General features: G+C 44.7%; 20 protein-coding genes. 7 read left to right on the top strand and 13 right to left on the bottom strand.

The window, feature by feature from the left end; all coding sequences use genetic code 11:
- Positions 1-3: 3 nt before the first annotated feature.
- The 5 genes from NL626_RS13140 (at position 4) to yacG (ending at position 3897) form a co-directional block, all read left to right on the top strand.
- Complete coding sequence (locus tag NL626_RS13140) at positions 4-1227, top strand: type II secretion system F family protein (RefSeq protein ID WP_062730449.1); 1224 nt, start codon at positions 4-6, stop codon at positions 1225-1227.
- A gap of 64 nt (positions 1228-1291) precedes the next feature.
- On the top strand, positions 1292-2161 hold the full coding sequence (locus NL626_RS13135) for an A24 family peptidase (protein ID WP_253657429.1): 870 nt from the start codon (positions 1292-1294) through the stop codon (positions 2159-2161).
- Entirely contained in the window at positions 2162-2776 is a 615-nt protein-coding gene (gene coaE / locus NL626_RS13130) for a dephospho-CoA kinase (RefSeq protein ID WP_213871673.1), read from the top strand. It abuts the gene before it with no gap.
- A 27-nt stretch (positions 2777-2803) separates the two neighbouring features.
- A complete protein-coding gene (gene zapD, locus NL626_RS13125; protein WP_213871674.1) occupies positions 2804-3544 on the top strand; it encodes a cell division protein ZapD in 741 nt (246 codons plus the stop codon).
- 158 nt (positions 3545-3702) lie between these two features.
- Positions 3703-3897, top strand: a complete 195-nt coding sequence (yacG, locus tag NL626_RS13120) for a DNA gyrase inhibitor YacG (protein ID WP_017635922.1) — start codon at positions 3703-3705, stop codon at positions 3895-3897.
- Between the two features lie 312 nt (positions 3898-4209).
- Here yacG and rplS read toward each other — a convergent pair whose 3' ends face one another.
- The 5 genes from rplS to ffh all read right to left on the bottom strand — a co-directional run bounded on the left by rplS (position 4210) and on the right by ffh (position 7812).
- A complete protein-coding gene (gene rplS, locus NL626_RS13115) occupies positions 4210-4563 on the bottom strand; it encodes a 50S ribosomal protein L19 (RefSeq protein ID WP_005379971.1) in 354 nt (117 codons plus the stop codon).
- A 41-nt stretch (positions 4564-4604) separates the two neighbouring features.
- A complete protein-coding gene (trmD, locus tag NL626_RS13110) occupies positions 4605-5366 on the bottom strand; it encodes a tRNA (guanosine(37)-N1)-methyltransferase TrmD (RefSeq protein WP_005385420.1) in 762 nt (253 codons plus the stop codon).
- 27 nt (positions 5367-5393) lie between these two features.
- Positions 5394-5942, bottom strand: a complete 549-nt coding sequence (rimM, locus tag NL626_RS13105; RefSeq protein ID WP_005379964.1) for a ribosome maturation factor RimM — start codon at positions 5940-5942, stop codon at positions 5394-5396.
- Between the two features lie 29 nt (positions 5943-5971).
- Positions 5972-6220, bottom strand: a complete 249-nt coding sequence (gene rpsP / locus NL626_RS13100; protein ID WP_005379962.1) for a 30S ribosomal protein S16 — start codon at positions 6218-6220, stop codon at positions 5972-5974.
- Positions 6221-6429: 209 nt separating this feature from the next.
- Positions 6430-7812: a signal recognition particle protein gene (gene ffh / locus NL626_RS13095; RefSeq protein ID WP_253657428.1), complete on the bottom strand. Its 1383-nt coding sequence runs from the start codon at positions 7810-7812 to the stop codon at positions 6430-6432.
- 224 nt (positions 7813-8036) lie between these two features.
- On the opposite strand from ffh, the gene NL626_RS13090 reads away from it, so the two are divergent.
- Positions 8037-8831, top strand: a complete 795-nt coding sequence (locus NL626_RS13090; RefSeq protein ID WP_005379950.1) for an inner membrane protein YpjD — start codon at positions 8037-8039, stop codon at positions 8829-8831.
- A gap of 124 nt (positions 8832-8955) precedes the next feature.
- Complete coding sequence (locus NL626_RS13085; protein WP_005379948.1) at positions 8956-10236, top strand: HlyC/CorC family transporter; 1281 nt, start codon at positions 8956-8958, stop codon at positions 10234-10236.
- Between the two features lie 67 nt (positions 10237-10303).
- Here the strand turns inward: NL626_RS13085 and luxS are convergent, their stop codons facing one another.
- From luxS to oadA, 8 genes are all read right to left on the bottom strand, one after another.
- Entirely contained in the window at positions 10304-10822 is a 519-nt protein-coding gene (gene luxS / locus NL626_RS13080; protein ID WP_017820391.1) for an S-ribosylhomocysteine lyase, read from the bottom strand.
- 84 nt (positions 10823-10906) lie between these two features.
- On the bottom strand, positions 10907-11512 hold the full coding sequence (locus tag NL626_RS13075; protein ID WP_253657427.1) for a hypothetical protein: 606 nt from the start codon (positions 11510-11512) through the stop codon (positions 10907-10909).
- Between the two features lie 23 nt (positions 11513-11535).
- Positions 11536-13104: a glutamate--cysteine ligase gene (gene gshA, locus NL626_RS13070; protein ID WP_025768181.1), complete on the bottom strand. Its 1569-nt coding sequence runs from the start codon at positions 13102-13104 to the stop codon at positions 11536-11538.
- A 156-nt stretch (positions 13105-13260) separates the two neighbouring features.
- Positions 13261-16104 (bottom strand): pitrilysin family protein, encoded by a 2844-nt coding sequence (locus NL626_RS13065; protein WP_047102663.1) that lies wholly within the window; start codon positions 16102-16104, stop codon positions 13261-13263.
- Positions 16105-16113: 9 nt separating this feature from the next.
- A complete protein-coding gene (locus NL626_RS13060; protein ID WP_005379938.1) occupies positions 16114-16575 on the bottom strand; it encodes a YqaA family protein in 462 nt (153 codons plus the stop codon).
- The gene (locus tag NL626_RS13055) at positions 16569-17519 is read right to left on the bottom strand and encodes an NADP-dependent oxidoreductase (RefSeq protein ID WP_132936928.1); all 951 of its coding nucleotides are present in this window, start codon (positions 17517-17519) and stop codon (positions 16569-16571) included. Before NL626_RS13055 ends, NL626_RS13060 begins: the two co-directional genes overlap by 7 nt.
- 123 nt (positions 17520-17642) lie before the next feature.
- Entirely contained in the window at positions 17643-18773 is a 1131-nt protein-coding gene (locus tag NL626_RS13050; protein ID WP_005379935.1) for a sodium ion-translocating decarboxylase subunit beta, read from the bottom strand.
- 9 nt (positions 18774-18782) lie between these two features.
- On the bottom strand, positions 18783-20567 hold the full coding sequence (gene oadA, locus NL626_RS13045) for a sodium-extruding oxaloacetate decarboxylase subunit alpha (protein ID WP_149192423.1): 1785 nt from the start codon (positions 20565-20567) through the stop codon (positions 18783-18785).
- Positions 20568-20574 lie beyond the last annotated feature (7 nt).

The raw sequence follows: 20574 nt of genomic DNA, 5'->3' as shown, positions 1-20574 counted from the left end.
TCTATGAAAAGCACTACACCACAACTTAAAAACTTCCGCTGGAAAGGCATCAACAGTTCAGGCAAAAAGACGTCTGGACAAACCCTCGCGATGACAGAAATTGAAGTACGCGAACGTCTAAACGCACAGCATATCAAGATCAAGAAGTTAAAGAAAAGCAGTATCTCATTTCTCACTAAACTCAGCCATCGCGTGAAAGGCAGAGACATCACGGTGTTTACCCGTCAGATTTCGACGATGTTGATAACCGGTGTGCCCTTGGTTCAGGCTTTAAAATTGGTATCAGAGAATCACAAAAAAGCAGAGATGAAATCCATTTTGATGAGCGTGACACGCGCCGTTGAAGCAGGGACGCCCATGTCAAAAGCCATGCGCACTGCAAGTGAACACTTTGACCCACTCTATACCGATCTTATCGCCACAGGTGAGCAATCCGGTAACTTAGCAGAAGTGTTCGAGCGCTTAGCCACCTACCGAGAAAAAAATGAACAACTCCGTGCGAAAGTGATCAAAGCACTGATCTACCCAGCCATGGTAGTGCTAGTAGCGTTAGGCGTGTCGTTTATCATGCTCACCAAAGTCATTCCCGAGTTTGAAAAAATGTTTGTTGGTTTTGGTGCTGACTTACCGTGGTTTACCAGGCAAGTATTAGATCTTTCCGCCTGGACACAAAACTGGAGTCCGTTTATCGCACTAGGCTCCATTAGTTTATTCATTTCGGCGAGAATCCTCTCTAAGCGTTCAGATTCTTTTCGCTTAATGCTCAACCGCTCTGTGCTTAAATTTCCTGTCCTGGGCCCTGTATTATCAAAAGCCGCTATCGCCAAATTTAGTCGAACACTCGCCACAAGCTTTACAGCGGGTATTCCAATTCTAACCAGTTTAAAAACCACATCAAAAACCTCAGGAAACTTACACTATCAACTCGCCATAGAAGAAGTTTACCGTGATACCGCCGCAGGTATGCCAATGTATGTTGCCATGCGTAACTGTAATGTGTTCCCTGAATTAGTGTTACAAATGGTCATGATCGGTGAAGAGTCTGGTCGACTTGACGATATGCTCAATAAAGTTGCAACGATCTACGAGTTTGAAGTCGACAACACCGTCGACAACCTTAGTAAAATTCTAGAGCCACTAATTATCGTATTTTTAGGTATCGTTGTTGGCGGATTAGTGACAGCAATGTACTTGCCAATCTTTAACTTAATGAGTGTATTGGGCTAGAATGAGCTGTTAACTCCTTTAAAACAGCATCTTGCTGATTTCACTCATCGCTCAAGAGACAAATATGGAAGTATTCCAGTACTACCCTTGGCTATTCGTTGTGTTTGCCACCATCTTCGGTCTGATCGTGGGTAGCTTCCTCAATGTGGTTATTTATCGACTACCTAAAATCATGGAACTAGAATGGCGACGCGAATGTGCCGAGTCATTTCCTGAATACAAAATAGAACCTCCTAAAGAAGTGCTGACCTTGAGCGTCCCACGCTCCTCCTGTCAGAAGTGCGCAACGCCGATACGTATTCGAGACAACATCCCTGTGATTAGTTGGCTGCTTTTAAAAGGCAAATGCCACAACTGTCAGACAGCCATTAGCGCACGCTATCCACTGATTGAACTGCTCACTGCGTTCTGCTCAGGCTTTGTCGCTTACCACTTTGGTTTTAGTTACTTTACCGTTGCCCTACTCTTTTTCACTTTTATCTTAATCGCCGCAACATTTATCGATCTCGATACTATGTTGTTACCTGACCAATTAACATTACCATTAACTTGGGCTGGCATTGTCTTAGCATTAGTCGAAATAAGTCCTGTTACTCTACAAGATTCTGTCATTGGTGCTATTGCTGGTTACCTATGTCTCTGGTCCGTTTACTGGGGCTTTAAGCTACTTACTGGTAAAGAAGGAATGGGGTATGGTGATTTTAAACTACTGGCGGCACTAGGAGCTTGGCTAGGTTGGCAGTCACTGCCGATGATCATTCTACTTTCTTCTGTGGTTGGCATCGTATTTGGCATCATTCAACTACGCTTGCAAAAGCAGGGAATTGAAAAAGCTTTCCCTTTCGGTCCTTACTTAGCAATTGCTAGTTGGATAAGCTTAATTTGGGGCGACCAGATTTTAAACTGGTACTTTACTTCAGTTCTAGGAGTGTAAATGGCTTTGGTTATTGGTTTAACAGGTGGTATCGCTAGTGGAAAAACAACCGTCGCGAATCTGTTCAAACAACAATTTAAAATCGATATCGTCGATGCCGACATTGTAGCAAGAGAAGTTGTCGAGCCAGGTACTCCCGGCCTAAACGCGATTATTGAACACTTTGGTCACGATATCGTTCGTGAAGACCAAACTTTAGATCGCGCAAAGCTGAGAGAAAAAATCTTTTCGAATTCAGATGAAAAAGCATGGCTCAACGCACTGTTGCACCCGATAATTCGTGAAAAGATGATCGAAGATTTGCAGCAAGTCACTTCAGAGTATGCGTTACTTGTGGTGCCGTTGCTCGTAGAAAACAGGCTAGATAGTTTGTGTGATCGCGTTCTTGTCGTCGATGTAGAACCGAATACACAGATATCTCGCACGATGAAACGAGACAATGTGAGTGAAGATCAAGTTCGCGCCATCCTTGCCTCTCAAGCATCAAGAGAGCAAAGGCTCGCGCTTGCAGACGATGTGGTTAAGAATAATCCAAGTGACCCTGATCTTTTGCTTCAAATCACAGATTTGCACGAAAAGTACCTAGCCATGTGTAAGAAAAATCTGCGAAAATAGGAACGAAACTCACAAAGGCTTATGTCGATGACCACGCACAAATTTGAACATCCGTTAAATGAGAAAACTCGTATTTATCTAAGAGTGGAGTCTCTGCTGCGTCAGGCTCACTTGGCCTCTGGGTTTAGCGAAAATCATCAGTATCAACTGTTTTTCCGTGCGTTATTCGATATGGTTGAGATCTTCGAACAAATCCAACTGAAAAGTGAACTGGCTAAAGATCTTGAGAAGCAACGGCTGTCGTACCGCCATTGGCTAAATATTGATGGTGTCGATCAAGACGCATTAAATACCTTGCTACAAGAGATAGATGTCGTTCATAGCCAACTAATGGGTGCTGAACGTTTTGGCCAAGCATTAAAAGAAGATCGCTTCTTAAGCTCTATCCGCCAACGCTTTAATCTACCGGGTGGTTCATGCTGTTTTGATTTGCCAGCGTTACATTACTGGCTTCACCTACCCATTGAACGTAAAAAGCATGATGCGCAGCAGTGGCAAGCAAGCTTAAAGCCCTTATCTGATGCGCTTTCGTTATGGTTAAAGCTCACTAGAGAGACCGGACATTTCAAAGCTCAAATCGGTCGTGCAGGTTTCTTCCAAAGTGACGCTGATGAAGCCAACATTCTAAGACTTCACATCCCAATGGAATATGGCGTGTATCCTATGATTTCAGGCCATAAAAACCGCTTTGCGATCAAGTTCATGTCGTTTGAAAACGGTCAAGCGTGCACACAAGATATTGAATTTGAACTTGCTGTGTGCAGCTAAGACGACACTACGCCTCGCCTCCATAATCTAAAATTCAACGCTTTATTGCGCTTATATTTGATAAAATTTCGTAGCAGCAATAGCGCGTTGAATAAGCCATCTTTAATTCGTTTAGGTATACTACCCTTTAACACCAATTAGTAATGGGACGCTCAACTATGTCTAAAGTTACCATCGTTCAATGTCCACAATGTGGCGCCGACGTAGAATGGGGAGAACAAAGTCCTCATCGCCCTTTCTGCAGTAAACAATGCCAAATGATTGATTTTGGTGAATGGGCAGATGAAGAAAACACCATCCCAGGCGCACCCGATATGTCCGATAGTGATGGCTGGTCTGAAGACCAGTATTAAATTGAGACCTAGGGTAAAGGAATACCCTAGGTTCCTTCTTGGGGAATCTGAATCACGCTCCTTCGTCGCTGTCCAGAATGACGAATTTCAACCGCGGTACCCTGTAATCTTTGGCTATCAATTCCCGTCATTCCGAGGAGCCATAGCGACATCAGGAATCTATTCACAGCAAGGCAGAGGCGTGGAGTGTACATCAGTGCATGAGCATCGACAGTTCAGGTCGGGTGAAAAGAAACGAGCAAGCTAATTACACAAATAAAAAAACGGAGCCCTAAAAGGACTCCGTTTAAGATGAGAACGCTAGTTATAGCATTACTTCTTAGCAAGTTTCTCTTTGATACGAGCAGACTTACCAGAACGCTCACGTAGGTAGTACAACTTGGCACGACGTACTGCACCACGGCGTTTAACTTCGATGCTATCAACGATTGGAGAGTGTGTTTGGAACGTACGCTCAACACCTTCACCGTTAGAGATCTTACGTACAGTGAAAGCAGAGTGTAGACCACGGTTACGGATTGCGATTACAACGCCTTCGAAAGCCTGTAGACGCTCACGGTCACCTTCTTTTACCTTAACTTGAACTACAACAGTGTCACCTGGTGCAAATTTAGGTAGGTCTGATTTCATTTGCTCTTCTTCAAGAGCTTTGATGATGTTACTCATTTTTTAAATTCCTAGAATAAACTGATACTAAATAAATTAGGTTACTTTGCGTTATGTTCTTTAATGGCTTTATGCTCATTAACAAACTCAGCAAGTAATTGTTCCTGTTCGTCAGTCAGAGCTAGGTTTTCCAGGAGCTCTGGTCTTCTTAGCCAAGTACGGCCCAACGACTGCTTGAGTCGCCATTGACGAATGTCCTTGTGATTGCCTGACATCAGTACAGCTGGTACCTCTTTGTCATCCAATACTTCTGGACGCGTATAGTGAGGGCAATCTAACAAGCCATTTGCAAAAGAGTCTTCTTCTGCTGACGCGAAATCCCCTAGTACACCCGGAACAAACCGAGAGACAGAGTCGATTAACGTCATGGCTGGTATCTCACCACCCGTCATCACAAAATCACCAATCGACCATTCTTCGTCGACTTCAGATTGAATGATGCGCTCATCTACCCCTTCATAACGACCACAAATCAGAAGCAAGTTCTCATTCGTTGCCAGTTCTTCCACTCCTTTCTGGTCGAGCTTGCGACCTTGAGGAGAAAGGTAGATGACTTTCGTCTTGCCCGGTGAGGCTGCTTTCGCGGTATGAATGGCATCGCGCAAAGGCTGAACCATCATTAACATACCAGGGCCACCACCGTAAGGTCGGTCATCGACTGTGCGATGTTTGTCGTGAGTGAAATCTCTAGGATTCCAAGTCTCAATCGACAAAAGACCTTTTTTAACCGCTTGACCTGTTACTCCAAAATCAGTAACAGAACGGAACATTTCTGGAAAAAGGCTAATAACGCCAACCCACATGTTTATCTCGCTCTGTAATTTTGGAGATTAGAATCCAGGATCCCAGTCAACTTCGATCCGTTGAGCTTCGCGATCAACATTAATGATCACTTGCTCTTCAAGGAACGGGATTAATCGTTCCTTCTGCCCGAAAGCATCTTTAAGATTTGCTTTAACAACCAGAACATCGTTTGAGCCAGTTTCTAGCATGTCAGTAACGACACCTAGATCGTAACCTTTAGTAGTTACAACTTGCATCCCAAACAATTCGCGCCAGTAGAACTCATCTTCTGACAATTCAGGAAGTACCGCAGGGTCAATAGCAATTTCAAAGTTCGTCATTAGATGCGCGTCTTCACGAACATCCATGCCTTCCAGCTTAGCCACCATACCTTTGTTATGGCGCTTCCAGCTTTCTACTTTGTACTCAACCCACTTACCCTTTTGGTTAATGTACCAAGGGCTGTAATCGAAAATGCTTTCAGCATTGTCTGTGTAGGAAAAAACTTTAAGCCAACCACGAATGCCGTAAGTAGCACCAAACTTGCCTACAACAATCTTTTCGTTGCTCATTGTTTCTTTACCTTTCATCGACATAAACTAGTTTCTACTTTTCAAGTAAAAAATTAAGCCGCTTTTTGAGCGTCTTTAACTAGCTTAGCAACACGGTCAGATACTGACGCGCCTTGACCAACCCAGTGGTTAACGCGGTCTAGGTCTAGACGTAGACCTTCTTCTTGACCTTTAGCAGTTGGGTTGAAGAAACCAACTTTCTCGATGAAACGGCCAGTTGCAGCGTTGCGGCTGTCCGCTACTACGATTTGATAAAATGGACGCTTTTTAGCGCCGTGACGTGCCAAACGAATGGTTACCATGTCGTCCTCTTTGCTTTCTCAAAAATAAAATTAACCCCAAAAACCATTCAAGAAATTAAACAGTTTGGGGTCTCGTGCCAAAATAAAGCTCCGGAATTTTACTCTTCTCCCGGAGCAATGCAAGGAGTTTAGTTACTTTTTCACCAACATAAATTGAATTTAAAGTTTGTGACGTACCTAACACCCTGAATCTATGCGTGATCGATTAATTAACGACCAAATGGGTTGAAGCCACCGCCACCACCCATGCCGCCCATCATGCCTTGCATGTTGCGCATCATGCCTTTCATGCCACCTTTTTGCATCTTTTTCATCATTTTCTGCATTTGGGTGAACTGTTTTAGTAAGCGGTTTACATCTTGAACCTGCACACCAGAACCAGCCGCGATACGCTTCTTGCGCGAGCCCTTGATAATTTCTGGGCGTTGACGTTCTTTCATTGTCATGGAGCTGATGATCGCTTCCATCTGTTTGAACATCTTGTCATCGACTTTATCTTTCACATTGTCTGGTAGCTGGGACATTCCTGGAAGCTTATCCATCATCCCCATCATGCCGCCCATGTTTTGCATCTGGCCTAGCTGTTCACGGAAATCTTCAAGGTCGAAACCTTTCTTCTCTTTGAACTTCTTCGCTAACTTTTCTGCCTTTTCTTGGTCAACGTTGCGTTGTAGGTCTTCAATCAAAGACAGAACGTCACCCATGCCAAGAATACGTGAAGCAACACGATCTGGGTGGAACGGTTCTAGCGCGTCAGTTTTTTCACCAACACCCAAGAATTTGATTGGTTTGCCCGTGACATGGCGTACTGAAAGTGCCGCACCACCACGAGCATCACCATCAACCTTAGTTAGAACTACACCGGTAAGAGGTAGCGCATCGCCAAAGGCTTTTGCTGTATTTGCTGCGTCTTGACCCGTCATGGCGTCAACAACAAATAGCGTTTCTACTGGGTTGATAACTGCGTGAAGATCTTTGATCTCCCCCATCATCTCTTCATCAATTGCCAAACGACCTGCGGTATCGACAATAAGTACGTCGTAGAATTTTTTCTTCGCATGGTCAATCGCTGCATTGGCGATATCAATAGGCTTTTGGTCTGGTGATGATGGGAAGAAGTCAACACCGATGTCTGATGCCAGTGTTTCAAGCTGCTTGATTGCCGCAGGACGGTAAACGTCGGCAGACACAACCAAAACTTTCTTCTTGTCACGTTCTTTTAGAAGCTTAGATAACTTACCTACCGATGTGGTTTTACCCGCACCTTGTAGACCTGCCATAAGAAGCACAGCAGGTGGTTGAGCAGCAAGGTTTAGCGCCTCATTCGACTCACCCATTACGGCTTCAAGTTCTGTTTGAACGATCTTGATAAATTCCTGACCTGGAGTCAGAGATTTAGAAACTTCTACGCCCACCGCTTTTTCTTTAACGCGGTTCACAAATTCACGAACGACCGGAAGCGCAACGTCAGCTTCAAGTAGAGCCATTCGGACTTCACGTAGGGTTTCTTTAATGTTGTCTTCGGTCAGACGACCTTTACCACTGATATTTTTCAGCGTTTTGGATAATCGATCCGTTAAATTCTCAAACATCTTTGTCTCTTCGCTAAAATGGCGATTAATTAGTGTGAGTATACATTAGCCAAGGTCTGAGTCATACCCGTACCGCTGTCCTATTCTTGTCTCTATTTATATATGGTGCGGTAACTTATTAATTTCAATATCTCATCTCTCACGATTGATGTCGGATATAACGTAGCCCCAAAGTGTAATGCAAGGTATAATTTCTCCATCGTGCACAATAATATTTAGGATTCATGGATAGCTTAATAGCCATCGCGGCCGCCATACTTTATGTCTTGGCGATTGCGACCATCATACCCGGACTCTCACAACAGTCAGGAATCAAAGCAAAAACAGTGTTTGCTAGTGCTGCCTGTGCGCTTGTTTTTCATGCGTGGATTTTGAGTGATCTGATCTTTGATGGTTCAGGTCAAAACCTGAGTATTCTCAACGTGGCTTCTTTGATCAGTTTTATTATTTCTCTGGTCATGAGCCTTGCTATGTTGAAAAACCGACTGTGGTTTTTATTGCCTGTCGTTTATAGCTTTGCTGCCATCAATTTATCTGCTGCCACATTTTTGCCAAGCACGTTTATAAAGCACCTAGAGAATGACCCTAAGCTACTCATTCATATTTCATTTGCGCTCTTCTCATACGCGACTTTAACTATCGGGGCACTCTATGCGCTTCAGTTGGCTTGGCTGGATCACAAACTGAAAGCAAAAAAATCTTTGGCGATTAACCCAAACCTGCCGCCTCTATTAATGGTGGAGCGTCAACTCTTCAAAATTATTTTGATCGGTAACTTATTGTTAACTGCCACGCTCATTACTGGCTTTGTCTTTGTGCAGGATATGTTTGCCCAAGGTAAGGCACATAAGGGCATTCTTTCTTTCATCGCTTGGGTGGTGTACTCAATACTACTTTGGGGTCACTATCAAAAAGGCTGGCGTGGTAGAAAAGTCACATGGTTCGCTGTTGCAGGAGCAACACTGTTGACTCTGGCATATTTTGGCAGTCGCTTTGTAAAAGAAATCATCTTGAATTAAGGAGCTCTAGGGCTCCTATCCTTTATATTTTAGACTAGATAAAATACAGTACGCCTTAACTCTTTGACTTAACGGACTTACTCAACCGTTATATAACCCAATACTTACAAGGAACAGCAACGTTTTGGACGACATCTCTACGGGTATCTTGTTTGCGCTACTCGCGTGTCTTATCGTCATATCAGGTTACTTTTCCGGTTCAGAAACAGGGATGATGTCTCTGAATCGTTATCGCTTAAAACACTTAGCCAAAAACGGGCATAAGGGTGCTAAGCGAGTCGAAAGACTATTAGACCGTCCAGATCGTTTGATTGGTCTTATTCTTATCGGCAACAACCTCGTTAATATTCTCGCGTCTGCTATCGCGACCATTATTGGTATGCGTTTGTATGGTGATTTAGGTGTCGCTATCGCAACCGGTGCACTAACTATGGTTGTACTGGTTTTTGCCGAGGTTACCCCTAAAACAATTGCAGCGCTTTACCCTGAACGCGTGTCCTACGCGAGCAGTATATTATTGACCATACTGATGAAGTTACTGTCGCCTTTAGTGATGCTTGTTAACTTTATTACGAATGGCTTTATCCGCTTACTTGGCGTAAGAGCGGATCACTCAGCAGAAGATCATCTTAGCTCCGATGAGCTGCGTACGGTGGTAAATGAAGCTGGCGGTTTGATTCCTCGCCGACACCAAGACATGCTGGTGTCGATTTTGGATCTTGAGCACGTCACCGTGAACGACATTATGGTCCCACGCAATGAAATTACTGGTATCGATATTAACGACGACTGGAAATCCATTGTTCGTCAGCTAACCCACTCGCCACATGGACGCATAGTTTTCTATCGTGACCAAATTGATGAAGTGGTTGGCATGCTGCGCTTGCGCGAGGCTTATCGTCTGATGTTGGAAAAGAACGAATTCAACAAAGAAACGCTATTACGTGCTGCTGATGAGGTCTATTACATCCCAGAAGGCACACCACTGAACGTGCAAATGTTGAAATTCCAACGTAACAAGCAACGTATCGGTCTGATCGTGGATGAGTACGGTGATATCATCGGTCTAATCACTCTTGAAGATATTCTGGAAGAGATCATTGGTGAGTTCACGACGTCCATTTCTCCAAGCCTCTCTGATGAAATCAGTCCTCAAGGTGACGGAAGCTTTCTTATTGAAGGCAGCACCAATATCCGAGATATCAACAAAGGCCTGAAATGGGATTTACCAACGGATGGCCCGAGAACGCTAAACGGGCTCATTTTAGAACACTTGGAAGATATTCCTGAGAGCCATCTAAGTGTGAGAGTAGCGGGTCACCCAATGGAACTTGTTGAGATTGAAGAGAACCGAATCAAGCTCGTTCGTGTTTATCCGAAGAAGAAAAAATCGACATCCAAATAACCAAAAGAAAAGCCTGACTCATGTCAGGCTTTTTACTTATTGGGGCAATATGCTTCTTAATGAGCACCTAGTCGATGCGCAACTCTTTTAACATCGACTCAGGCAAAGCAAGTTCATCATTTTTGTTCACCGAAACACCAGCATCCAAAATGTTCTTTGCGATCTGTTGTGCTTCTTTTAAAGAGTGCATTGCTGCCGTGCCGCATTGGTATTCGTTAAGTTCAGGGATCTTATTCTGACTTTCTACCTTCAGCACATCTTCCATTGCTGCAATCCAAGCATCTGCGACTTGCTGCTCTGATGGTGTGCCAATCAGGCTCATGTAAAAACCTGTGCGGCAACCCATAGGCGAAATATCGATGATCTCAACAGAATCACCGTTTAGGTGATTACGCATAAAGCCTGCATAAAGGTGCTCTAGGGTGTGAATACCTTTTTCAGAAAGAATGTCTTTGTTTGGCGCAGTAAAGCGTAAGTCGAAAACAGTAATCGTATCCCCTTTTGGGGTCTGCATGGTTTTCGCCACTCGTACAGCGGGTGCGTTCATACGAGTGTGGTCCACGGTAAAACTATCGAGTAAAGGCATTACATCTCTCCTGATTGTAACTCCAGTACCTTTCGGTAATGGATAAATGTCATTCATCCCTACATCACATGAACTGACTGTGGGCTAAAAGAACCAGCTGCTGTTGTCTTCTAATTCCTGACGACATTGCTTCAGCTGCCAGCCATAAGTTTTCGCTGTTTGTTCAACACGTCGAGCGACTTTGATTAAACTAGGCTTTCGATTATAAGTACCTCGCTTATACCCACCTCGCCCTTCATGATAAGCCAGATACTGGTTATAGGGATCCCATAATGAAATCCCTAGCTGACGCCGTGTTTCATGAGTATACCAACCGACAAACATCATAGAATCATCGAAGTTGGTACGAGAGCCACCCTGACCTGTGGCATCTTGGAAGTCTTCCCAAGCAGGGTCTTGAGCTTGAGCGTAACCATACGCACTGCTGACTCGTCCCCAAGGAATAAACCCTAGCAAATAATCTTTAGGTGGTTTTGCATCGTGCCGAAAGCTGCTTTCTTGTTTAATGATGGCCATAGCGACATGAATAGGGGTCCCCCATTCATCTTCCATATCTTTGGCATCATCGTACCAACCGGATTTCTCTCGGAATATCTCGCATAAATTATTCTGCTGCTTTGGCGGTGCCGTAGCACAACCTGCAAGTAACACGCTTCCAAATACCGCTACTACTGACGACTTAATGTTCAACCGCACCAATCCTTAGTTAGTCATTACTGCTTCAGGTAAGCAAAGTAATCTTCCAAAAAATCATCAAAAGAAAGCGTATCACTCTGCTCTGCTTGCTTTTGTTTTTCCACGGACGACGCTACTTCCGTTTCCATCGTATCTTGTGAATAGTACTGATAACCGTGAGCTAGGTTTTCATCACGGTACTTCATACCAAGAGTACAACCAACTTTACCTAGCCCACCCAGCTCTTTCGTTAGCTCTAATAGTTGACCAGAGATCGTTAGTTCTGGGTTATCAATCCATGTCTCGAGTTGATTACACACATCTTGGTATGCACTGCCACCAGCGGTCATATCCATTTGCTGTGCTATTTGACGTAACTCGACGAAAACTCGGTGTGCCCAATCTTGTAGAGATAGACGTTCACCTTGACAACCAATTTGCAGCATTAGACCTTTTTCACGGCCAGAAACAATGACTTTATTCCAGTTATCGCGCCAACACTCTAATTCACAGTTATCCATAGGGTCTGAGTCTGACAAGGCCGCCCAGGTAAGGAAGAGATCCAAGAATCGTACTTGATCTTCATTTAAGCCCACTGCGCTGAATGGGTTAACATCTAGAGAACGAACTTCAATGTATTCGACACCACCGCGTCGTAACGCATCTGAAGGCTTCTCACCACTTTTCGATACACGTTTTGGACGAATCGGAGCGTACAGTTCATTCTCAATTTGTAAGATATTGGAATTAAGCTGGCGGTATTCACCATCCACTTTTACCCCAATTTTCGCAAACTCTTCTGATGGGTGGCGAATCGCATCACTCAAACCATCGAGGTATTGGTCAATGCTGTTAAAACCAATTTTCAGCACACTTTGAGCACTATTGGTATAGCCAAGATCGCTCAAACGCAAAGACGTCGACTTCGGCAAATATAATGTCCCGCCAATCTTCTCGAATGGCAGATCGGTTTCACGACCTTGAATAAAAGAGCCACATAACGCTGGTGATGCACCAAAGAAGTAGGGAATCATCCAGCCAAAGCGGTAGTAATTACGGATCAACGCAAAGTACGCATCAGACTTAGCATCTTGGCGGGCTTGTTCATCTTGCTCGCCATAGAGCGCATCCCAAAATGTTTCAGGAAACGAGAAGTTAAAATGGACACCTGAAATAATTTGCATCAGGCTGCCATAGCGACGCTTTAGACCTTCTCGGTACAGCGTTTTCATTTTCGCTGCATTCGAAGAGCCATACTGGGCTAACTGAATATCATCCTCTGAGCCTACGTAGCAAGGCATTGATAGTGGCCACATTTTCTCTTCACCCATTTTGGTTTGAGTGAAATGATGGATATCTTTCAGCTGTGCCATCAGTTCTGGAATTTCATGTGACACAGGCGTAATGAACTCTAACAATGATTCCGAAAAATCCGTTGTGATCCATTGATTTGTGAACGCAGAGCCTAACCCTTCAGGATGAGGAGTTGTAGCTAGATGTCCATCCTGACGATAGCGCAAAGTTTCTCGCTCAACACCGCGTCCAAACTGCTTAAATACTTCGGGGTTTGATGCAACTTTTTTTAGTCGCGCAGCAAAATCAGTCAAAATGAGGTTCGCTTATATTGGGAGCAGGACACTTGTTACATAACACAAGTGTAAGCTAAGTTATTGATAGTTAATGCATCTAGATAAATAACCCACGAAAAGTTGCTTATCTAGATGAATAGCGGAGAAACGTTTCTCCGCTATTAAATGTGTACTCTATCGAATGATTTCAAGCTCTTCTACGTCTTTCCCCAACTTTTCTAATTGAGGACGCAACGATTTAGCATCACCAACGACGATAATTTGATAGTCATTTGGATCAAACCATTTCTGAGCCAGCGCATTCAACGTCTGCTTATCGACTTTTTCTACGATAGCGTTTCTTTGCTGCAAGTAATCATGATCGAGGTTGTACTTAAGAATATCACTGATGAGCTCCGCTTTTTGTGTTGGCGTTTCATATTTCAGTGCATCTTTTTGACCGACCGCTTGACGCATAAATTTCATCTCTTCATCAGTAATACCTGACTGCGAGTATTCATTTAGCTCATTTTCCATCTCAATGATCGAAGCAACCGTTGCATCCGCTCGTACTTGCGCGGTGAAAACCACCGAGCCTGTTTCTGGATTACCAGAGAAATATCCGTAAGCACCGTATGTGTAACCCTTGTCTTCACGTAGATTTTGGTTAATGCGGCTATTGAAGTTCCCAGCTAAGTTGAAGTTTGCCAGTTGGCTTAGGTAAAAATCGCCCGTTGCGTCGTAAGGCATACCTTGACGAACCATCATGACCACACTTTGCGGCGCTCCTGGTTTATCAACAAGATGGATCTTTTGCTCACCTAATGCAGCAATGCTTTGCGGTGCATACAATGGCGCAGCTTCATCTTGCCAGTTTTTCCAGAACGTCAGTTGCTGCTCAATTTCCTGTTGATCAATGTCACCAACAACGACGATTTGCGCACTTTGTGGCGTGTAATGCTTCGAGTAGAATTCACGGACATCATCCAACGTTAATGCACTGACACCTGCTTGCGTGCCGTCTTTTGGTCGAGCAAAAACCGAATCCCCATAGAGCACCTGGCGACTCGCTTGTGACGCCATCCAACTTGGATTTTGGTGCTCATATACCAGGCCTTCTAGCGCTTGCATTTTTACACGCTCGAAATCATCTTGATTAAATGCAGGAGACAGCAACATCTCTTCGACAATTTTTAACGTCGGCTCTAAGTTCTTTTCTAGAGCAGAAACACTGATGTTTGTTGTATAACCTGTGGCATTAACAGAGATAACACTACCCAGTTTATCAAGCTCAGCTTGAATCTCTTCGACACTGCGTTTCGTTGTACCTTCTTGCAACATCGCAGCGGTCAATTGGGCAAGACCTTCTTTACCCTTTTCAACAAAACGTGTCCCTGCAGGTAGACTAAATTGCATCATCACCGTCGGCGTTTCATCGCTAACTGCACCAAGCAGCTCTGAGCCATTCTTGAAATGTAACTCGTACAGCTCTGGCATCGTCGCTTTCACTGGTTCTCCTACTGGCGGTTGCACTGAGCGATCGAAGTTATCGGTCGCACGACGATACGCCAATTGGTCATCGGAAATCTTCTCATATTCTGGCAGCGTACGCTTTGGCGTCACAAAGGTCGCAGGTTTTACGACAAGGTCTGTTTTTCCTTTTGGGACCACGCTTAGGGTCACTTTGTTCTTACCTTGAATAAAGTCCGTATACGCTTTTTCTACCGAAGTCGGCGTAACTGCACGGATTTGTTCAAGCTGTTGCTCAAGACGATCAGGATCGCCGAAAAATGTCTCGTTGGAAGCCAACTGAGTCACTTTACCTTTAACGCTTTCTAGCGCAAAAATAGCATCCGCTTCCGCTTTACCCTTCAACTGCTCAAGGCGATCTTCTGTCACGCCTTTTTCCGCAAACTGATTCAGTGATTGTAAAAGCTCGTCGTACAGTTTTGATAGGTCGCCTTTGTCTCCAGAATCACCCATTGCGTAAACGTAAAAGTTACACGCCAGTTCAGCACAATCATGGAATGAACCAGCATCGACCGCTTTTTGAGTCTTCACTAGGTCTTGATAGAGCACGCTGTTGGTACCGCCACCCAATACTTCCGATAATGTATCGAGAGACGCTTGGCTTTCTTCGCCGTTGTAGGTTGTTGGCCACGCGATCATCACCATAGGTTGTTGAATACGATCTTCTAGAGTGATGTATTTATCTTCTTGCAGTTTTGCAGGTTGTTTCGGCGCATTTTCAACCTCAGGACCACGAGGAATCGAACCGAAGTACTTATTTACCCACTCTAGAGTTTGTTCAACGTCTAAGTCACCACCGATCGTGATAGTCGCATTGTTTGGGCCATACCAACGCAAGAAAAACGCTTTGAGGTCGTTCACATCAACACGATCAAGATCTTCAACATAACCAATGGTTTGCCACGAATACGGATGACCTTCAGGATATAGCGCTTCGGACATGCGCTCCCAAATTAAGCCATAAGGACGATTATCGTAACGCTGAGCTCGCTCATTTTTTACAGTAGAACGCTGAATTTCAAATTTGCGTTGAGAAACCGCATCCAGCAAAAAGCCCATACGGTCAGACTCTAACCACAGCATTTTCTCGAGCTGGTTAGCAGGGACAGTTTCAAAGTAGTTAGTACGATCGCGGTTTGTTGTACCATTTAACGTGCCGCCAGCCTCTGTGATGATTCTGAAGTGCTCTTGGTCACCAACGTTCTCTGAACCTTGGAACATCATGTGCTCAAAAAAATGCGCAAAACCAGACTTACCCACTTCTTCACGAGCTGAACCAACATGGTAAGTCACATCCACATGGACCAATGGGTCAGAATCTTCAGGAGCTAAGATCACCGTTAAACCATTATCGAGTTTATACTTTTGGTATGGAATCTTAACTTTGCCTTCTTCAGCTTTCGATGACTCAACGAAAGTTACCCCTTTCGGCAGTGATGAAACTGGCGTATTTGATGCACAGCCCGTGATCACCAACAGTGAACACGCGCCAACCCAAAACATCTTCATGTACTTTCCTTAAAATAATCCGAGATAGATGGCCGCAAGTAAGCTATACCTAGCAGCCTTTCCTAAAAATATTAAAATCACGCAAGGCAGAAACTTCATTCTTAGCCACCCTGCGGCTAAACACAGCGGGTCTCCTATTACAGGTAACCAGCTAAAAAACAACCCCCAATAGCCATACTTAGAGAGCCACTTTAATGCGGTATGACCGTGCTTTTCCTCTTGTGCTTTGTTGGGAATCCACAAGCCAAGCCAATAATTTGTTAAGCCACCAAGCGTATTACCGATAGTAGCGACCATAACAATTGAAGAAACGGAGTATTGATTTAATGAGAGAGTGGCAACTAAGCCCGCCTCAGAACCACCAGGCAACAACGTGGCACTGAGAAAACCGGTCATGAAAAGCACCCATAATGCTGAATCTGAAAACCAAAGCGCTAAACTTTCAAAACTCGTGTTAAATGCTTCTAGCATGTCATATCAAGCAACACCTTGCCTCTGGTTCTTCCTGATTCGACCTGCTGGTGAGCACCAATAACATCACTCATAGGATAAACCTGTTGAATTTCAGTCTTCAGTAAGCCAACGCCCACCATGTACAACAAGGTATCTAACTGCGCAGGGTCTGGTTCAACCAACATGCCACTAGCCTCAAAGCCTAGGAGTTTGGCTTTTTCACAAATCAGCTCAGCAGTTATGGTTGGAACGGTGATGACTCTCGCATTGTCTTTCAGGCATTTAAGCGCATCTAACGCAGCATCTCCGCCTACTAAATCAATCAAAACATCAACATCTTCAACACGTTCTGACACTGGTGCAAATTGATAGTTCACTGCATGAGCACCGAGCGTCGCAAGGTAATCTAAATTTCGTTCACTGCAGGTTGTAAAGACTTCCGCTTTCGTCGCGATCGCAATTTGTACCGCGAGGTGTCCAACACCACCGGCACCAGCGAGGATAAGTACGCGATCGTTTTCATTCACATTAGCCTTACTGAGAGCTTGTGCCGCAGTTTGTCCCGCCAACGGTAATGCAGCAGCTGCCTCCAAAGTGACAGAGCTAGGAACATGACTTAACTCAGTTTCTGGAACACATATGTATTGACTGTAACCACCGCCTCGAACTGGGAAACCAATAAATCCAGCCACCTCATCACCTTCATTAAAACGTGATACCCTCTCTCCACAAGACATCACTTTTCCTGAGATGTCGTAACCTGGCACCCAAGGTAAATTATCCTTATTCTGCGCTGCCGCCCAACCGAGCCCAGCTCGAGTTTTGACATCAATAGGATTTACGCCTGAAAAAGCGACTTTTACTAAGACTTCACCAGGCTGTGGTGATGGTGTAGAAGCATGTTGAATCGCGAGTACGTTGGCATCACCAAACTCAGTGATAACGATCTGTTTGTGTTCCATAAACCATTCCCTGCAAGAAAACAAAAAGGGATGCGAAAGCATCCCTTTGACTATAAACCATTTTGTTAACCTAAGTTAATCGTGATTTTGTAAATTGGTTGATCATTCCATTTTCAATAATGTCTAACCAACAAGTGCTAACAATATACCAGCCGCAACGGCTGAACCCAGCACACCAGCAACGTTTGGTCCCATCGCATGCATTAACAAAAAGTTTTGCGGGTTAGCTTGTAAACCAACTTTGTTTACGACTCGCGCGGCCATTGGTACCGCAGAAACGCCAGCCGCACCAATAAGTGGGTTGATGTCTTCTTTCGAGAACTTGTTAAGCAGTTTCGCCATCAGGACGCCCGCACCAGTACCGATACTAAATGCAACTGCGCCTAACCCCAAGATACCTAACGTTTCTAGGTTCAAGAACTGCTCAGCTTGCAGCTTAGAACCAACACCAAGACCTAAAAAGATAGTCACTATGTTGATCAATTCATTTTGAGCAGTTTTCGATAAACGATCGACCACACCAGCTTCACGCATCAAGTTACCCAAACAGAACATACCAACCAATGGCGTAGCTGAAGGTAAGAACAGAATCGTCATCAGTAATACAGCAAGCGGGAAGATGACTTTCTCCCATTTACCAACATGACGAAGCTGAGCCATCTTGATTTGACGCTCTTCCTTGGTTGTCAGTGCTTTCATGATTGGTGGCTGGATGATCGGCACCAATGCCATATAGCTGTATGCCGCGACTGCAATCGCACCTAGCAGATCTGGAGAGAGCTTACTCGCTAAGAAAATCGCTGTTGGCCCATCAGCACCACCGATGATCGCGATAGACGATGCATCCGCCATGGAAAACTCCATGCCAGGTACATAGTTGAGTAAAATAGCGCCAAACAGTGTTGCAAAAATACCAAACTGCGCAGCCGCACCTAACCACAACGTTTTTGGGTTTGCGATCAAAGCACCAAAGTCGGTCATCGCGCCCACACCCATGAAGATCAATAGCGGGAACACACCCGATTCAATCCCAATGTAGTAAACGTAGTAGAGCAAGCCACCAGGCTCAGTAAAGCCAGCATTTGGAATATTCGCCAAAATAGCACCGAAACCAATCGGCAATAACAGTAAAGGTTCAAATCCTTTTTTAATTGCCAAAAACAGCAAGGTACAACCAACCAGCATCATACAGATTTGGCCGAACTCGAAGTTAGCGATCCCTGTTTCTGCCCAAAGGGTTAACAATCCGTCCATGATACTCCCTTACGCCAGGCTCAACAAAGGCGCACCTACTGTGACAGCATCGCCTTCTTTAACGTTCAGCTCTTGAACCACACCACCACGCGCCGCTCGTACTTCAGTTTCCATTTTCATCGCTTCAAGGATGAGCAATACATCGCCTTCAGCTACCTCAGCACCAGGTTGAACATTCACTTTGAAGATGTTACCTGCAAGAGGAGCAGGTACCGCTTCTGCTGAAGCATTAGAAGGTGCGCTAGGTGTAGCCGATTTTGCCGGTGCATTAGAAGGAGCAACAGATGTCAGTTCACCTTGAGGGCCAACTTCCACCTCATACACCTGCCCGTCAACACGTACACTATAAGTTTCTACACCACCAGTTGCTGGTTGAGCTACAGGTACAGCAGGCTTCGCAGCTTCTAGCGTTGGTGCAGGCTCAAATGCTTCTGGGTTTTCACGATTCTTAAGGAACTTAAGCCCAACTTGAGGGAAAAGTGCATAAGTGAGTACGTCATCAACACGCTCACTTGCTAGCTTAATGCCTTCTGATTTCGCTTTCTCCATCAGATCAACCGTAAGCGTCTCCATTTCAGGCTCAAGTAAATCGGCAGGACGACAGGTAATTGGCTCTTTACCATCAAGCACTTTCGCTTGCAGTTCTGCATTTAACTCGGCTGGCGCTTGACCGTACTCACCTTTCAATAGGCCAGCGGTTTCCTTGGTAATACTCTTGTAGCGCTCGCCAGTAAGAACGTTAATCACCGCTTGCGTACCGACGATCTGTGAAGTTGGAGTCACCAATGGAATGAAACCAAGATCTTCACGTACACGAGGGATCTCTTCTAATACTTCATCAATGCGATCCGCAGCACCCTGCTCTTTCAACTGGCCTTCCATATTGGTCAGCATACCACCAGGCACTTGAGCAATCAGGATGCGTGAATCGACTCCTTTTAACTGGCCTTCCCACTTCGCATACTTCTTACGTACCTCACGGAAATATGCGGCGATAGATTCCAGTTGCTCGAGTTTCAAATTGGTATCTCGCTCGGTGCCTTCTAGCATAGCGACTACCGTTTCAGTCGGTGTATGACCGTAAGTACAACTCATTGAAGAAATCGCAGTATCGAGAATATCAATACCGGCTTCTACTGCTTTTACCGCTGTTGCTGTAGACAGCCCCGTTGTTGCATGACAATGAAGTGCCAATGGCACATCACAAGACGCTTTGATACGCGTGATAAGCTCTTCCGCTTCATAAGGCTTAAGTAAGCCAGACATATCTTTAATACACAGCGAGTGACAACCTAAATCCTCTAGGCGTTTTGCCAAGTCAACCCAAGTGTCTGCGTTATGCACTGGGCTCGTAGTGTAAGACAACGTACCTTGAGCATGCGCACCAACATCAACCGTTGCTTTAACGGCTTTCTGGAAGTTTCGCACGTCATTCATTGCATCAAAAATACGGAATACATCCATGCCGTTAGCATGCGCGCGTTCAACAAACTTCTCTACTACGTCGTCGGCATAATGGCGGTATCCTAAAAGGTTTTGACCACGCAGTAGCATTTGCATTGGTGTATTAGGCATCGCTTTTTTTAGTTCACGTAAACGCTCCCAAGGGTCTTCTCCTAAGAATCGAATACAAGAATCAAATGTTGCACCGCCCCAAGTCTCTAGAGACCAGTAACCAACCTTATCCAACTCAGCTGCGATAGGCAGCATATCCTCAATACGCATACGCGTAGCAAATAGTGATTGATGGGCATCACGAAGGACCACATCAGTAATAGCTAGTGGTTTAGACATGCTCTTA

This window comes from Vibrio sp. Y58_MX_L22, assembly GCF_024181865.1.
GTDB classification, from domain to species: domain Bacteria; phylum Pseudomonadota; class Gammaproteobacteria; order Enterobacterales; family Vibrionaceae; genus Vibrio; species Vibrio alginolyticus.
This window is presented reverse-complemented; position numbering and strand designations above follow the sequence as displayed.